The sequence below is a fragment of the Saccharomonospora saliphila YIM 90502 genome (assembly GCF_000383795.1).
GTDB lineage: Bacteria > Actinomycetota > Actinomycetes > Mycobacteriales > Pseudonocardiaceae > Saccharomonospora > Saccharomonospora saliphila.
Map to the genome: position 1 here is coordinate 5,800 of NZ_KB912664.1, position 3,523 is coordinate 9,322.

Here is a 3,523-nt window from a genome sequence, read left to right on the forward strand (position 1 = left end):
CCCTCGGCGGCGGGTCGGCCTCGGCCACCGCGCGCCTGCCCCGGGAGGCGTGCTGCCGCGCCGACGCCGACGTGCACCCGAGGATCTCGGCGATCTCCGCGAACGGCACGTCGAACACGTCGTGCAGCACGAACGCCACCCGTTGAGGTGGCGGCAGCGTGTCGAGCACTACCATCGCCGCCAGCCGCACCCCGTCGTCGCGCACGACGGTGTCGAGTGGGTCCTCGCTCCGTGGCGTGCCGAGTTCCGTCACGATCGGTTCCGGGAGCCACTGGCCGACGTACGACTCACGCCGCGCGGCGGCCGACCGCAACCGGTCCAGGCACACGCGCCCCACCACGGTCGTCGACCACGCACGCAGGTCCCGAATCCGCCCGCGCCGCTCGGCGGCCATCGTGCTCAGGCGCAGCCACGTCTCCTGCACGGCGTCCTCGGCGTCCGAGACGGCCCCGGTGAGCCGGTAGGCCACCGAGCGCAGGTGCGGGCGCAGCTCGGTGAATCGGTCCGCCCACTCGTCGGCGGAGGGCTGCGGGGAGGTCACCACGCCGAGTATGCCGCACCGGCACGGTCAGTCGCAGACATGACCATCCTGTCGACGAGTCGGTGTTGTCTCGGCACACGAGCCCCGATGGGGGCATTCACCGGCGTGCCCGGCGGGCAACTCGCGGGCACGCGGGGGCAACTCGCGGGCACGCAGGGGCAACTCGCGGACACGCAGGGGCAACTCGCGGGGACGCGGGGGCAACTCGCGGGGTGGGGCGGGGTGGGGCTCAGCGGGTGGGCCAGAGCCAGACGTCGTCGACCAGGCGGGGTGGGTGGTCGAGCAGGGTGGTGACCGTGGTGCGCAGCTCGTCCTCCTGTGGCGTGCCGAGTGGAAGCACCAGGACGTCCGCACGCCAGTACCGCAGGTCCACCCGCGCGTCGGCCCGCTCGTCGGCGCCGATCTCGGGCACCTCGCCGTCCTCGGCGACGGTCTCCAGCAGCGCCGAGGTGGGCCTGCGCACGGCGCCGTAGATGCCGTCGCCGTCGTCGTTCGGCCCGACGAAGTACCCCTCGGCCAGCGGGAACCCCAGCCCCGCGCGGACCTGCCAGTGCAGCGGGTCCGCATCCCCCGGGTCCGGTGGCGGCACCATCACCACCGAGCCGTCGTGCACGTGCTTGCGCCACGTGCCGTCGGCGAAGAAGTCCGGTGCCGGTGCACGTTCGCTGACCCGCAGTTCGGTCGGCGCGATCGGCACCAGCGCCAGCGCCAGCGCGCCGCACCACACCAGCACCGCCGCGTGCCGCCACTCGCGACGCACCGGCAGCCGCGGTACCCGCTCGGTGGCCATCGCCAGCAGCACACCGATCACCGGGACACAGCCGAGCGCGAACCGGGACTCCAGCACGGAATCGAAGAGCGGCACGTCGAACAACAGCATCCACGGCCCCGGGATCGCGGTGGCCGTACCGTCGACCACGAGCAGCACGCCCATCGACAACCACGCCATGACCAGCATGGTCACGGCCAGCGCGCGGGCAACGACGACCCGCCACAGCCCGGCGGTCACCGCCAGCATCAGCAGCACCAGCGGCCACCCGAAGAACGCGTTCTCCTCGGTACGGTTCATCGACAGCCCGACGGCGCTCTCGTCGGTGCCCGCCAGCGACTCGGTGGCGAACGCCGTGAACGCGGCGGCGTCGTTGCCACGCAGCCCGTGCTCGATGCCCGGGTAGCTCTGCGGGCCGAAGAACTGCCACCACAGCGGCACCGCCACCAGCACCAGCGACACCAGGGCACCCACCCCGAGGCCGGTTCCGAGCGGCCGCGCCAGCGCCACGGCGTGCGCGGGCCGCATCAGCGCGTAGGTCACGGCGAACACCAGCAGGGTCGTCGCCATGATCAGCAAGGCTTCCTTGCCCAGCGCGATCTGGTACGACACCAACAGCCCGAGGACCACCCCGGCCCGCGCGGGCGGAGCCCCGCGCACGATCTTGAGCAGGCACAGCACGATGAACGGCGGCACGAACAGGGCCACGAAATTCGGATGCGCGTTGGCGTGGGAGATGTTCGGCGGCGCGAACCCGCAGAACGCCGCACCGACCGCCGCGCCCGCGCGGGTGTCCACCAGATGCCGGGAGAGCACCCAGTACCAGGCCGCCGCCGTGCCCGCGAGACCTCCGGTGAGCACCAGCGCCCAGGTCACGGTCGGTCCGAAGAGCACGGTGACCGGAGTCAGCGGTACGCCGATACCGAACATCGCGGTGTTGGCGGCGAGGTTCACCCCGAGCGGATGATTCTGCAGCGTGCTGACGAACGGATTCTCGAAGTGCAGCACGGCGTCGGCGGTGACCGCGAAGAACCACTCCCACATGTTCTGGTCCTGCCCGCTGTGCAGCAGGTAGCCCTCGGAGAGGTTCAGCCAGAGTGGACGGTAGATCGCGAACGCCGCGACGACGAAGACGGCCAGCACCACGGTGTCGGCCACCCTCGGCCACGGCGGGCGGCGCCGCGCCACGGCCGGTTCCGGCGGGGTCTCGGGCGTGGCCGTCGTGGCGCTCACGGTTCGACGACCCGGGACAGGAAGTACACCACCCCGGTGGCCGCGTGCCGCACCAGCAGCAGGAACGGCCGGTCCACCCGAACGGTGACGGGTTCACCCGCGGGCATCGACACCAGCCGCATCATCGCGGCCGTGGCCGCCGCGCCTTCGAGTCCGCTCTCGTCCACGCGCAGCACCGACTCGTGCAGCACGTCCGACACGGTCAGCCTCGGATCGTCGGACAGTTCGCCGAAGTCGGAGGCGGGGTCGAACATCGTGCGCACGCCCAGCGACAGCAGCGCGGGCCGCAACGCGGCGCGGGTGTCCAGCGCCAGCCGGGGCAGCGAGAGGCTCACGCGCGTCTCGCGCTCGGCGTCGAGCAGCTCGGCCAGGGTGTCGGCGTCGAGTTCCGGCTCGTGCTCGGACAGCGGCCGGTCGGGCAGCAGGATCGTGGCCGTGACCCCGCCGTCGGCGGGCAGGGTGACCAGCCGCCAGCCCGCGCGGGCGGCATAGCCCAGCGTCTCCGACTGGTGCATCATCGGCACCCGCCGGACCCCGGAGGGCGCGTGGAAGTCGGCCTCCTCCGTGTCGGCCGCCCGGAAGGGAGTCGACCACGGCACCCGCAGATACAGCGCGTTGACGACGCTGGCGACCGTGTCCGCGCCCACGGTGCCGGGCGGCAACAGCTCCGGAATCAACTCGCGCGTGGTGCGGGCCACGTCGGTGTTGATCTCGGCACGGGTGCCCTCCGGGTCCTCGGGGAACGGCGCGGTCACGACCCGGCCGGACGGCCAGTCGGCCAGAACGCGGGTGAAGTCGGGCTTGACCGGCAGGTCGCGCCACACCCAGAGCGTGTTCGACACGGCCAGCTTGGGAGCGGCACCGTCCACGTCCGTGGTGTCACCAGGAGCGGTGTCCGCGGCGGGCGCCGCCTCGTCCAGGGTCGCCGCGGCGCGCAGCAGCTCCGCCAGCGCGGCGACGGACTCGGCGGGCGCGGTGTC

The 3,523-nt window shown here is 72.8% G+C and carries 3 protein-coding genes; all 3 read right to left on the reverse strand.

From position 1 onward, the window contains the following. Positions 1-541, reverse strand: a 541-nt coding sequence (locus SACSA_RS22455; protein ID WP_048876661.1) for a sigma-70 family RNA polymerase sigma factor, incomplete at its 3' end; no start/stop codon positions are given. Between the two features lie 229 nt (positions 542-770). After that, positions 771-2,543, reverse strand: coding sequence for a hypothetical protein (locus SACSA_RS0110620; protein ID WP_019815747.1), 1,773 nt, complete (start codon positions 2,541-2,543; stop codon positions 771-773). Beyond that, on the reverse strand, positions 2,540-3,523 hold a 984-nt coding region (locus tag SACSA_RS0110625), incomplete at its 5' end, for a serpin family protein (protein WP_019815748.1). The genes SACSA_RS0110625 and SACSA_RS0110620, both read right to left, overlap by 4 nt.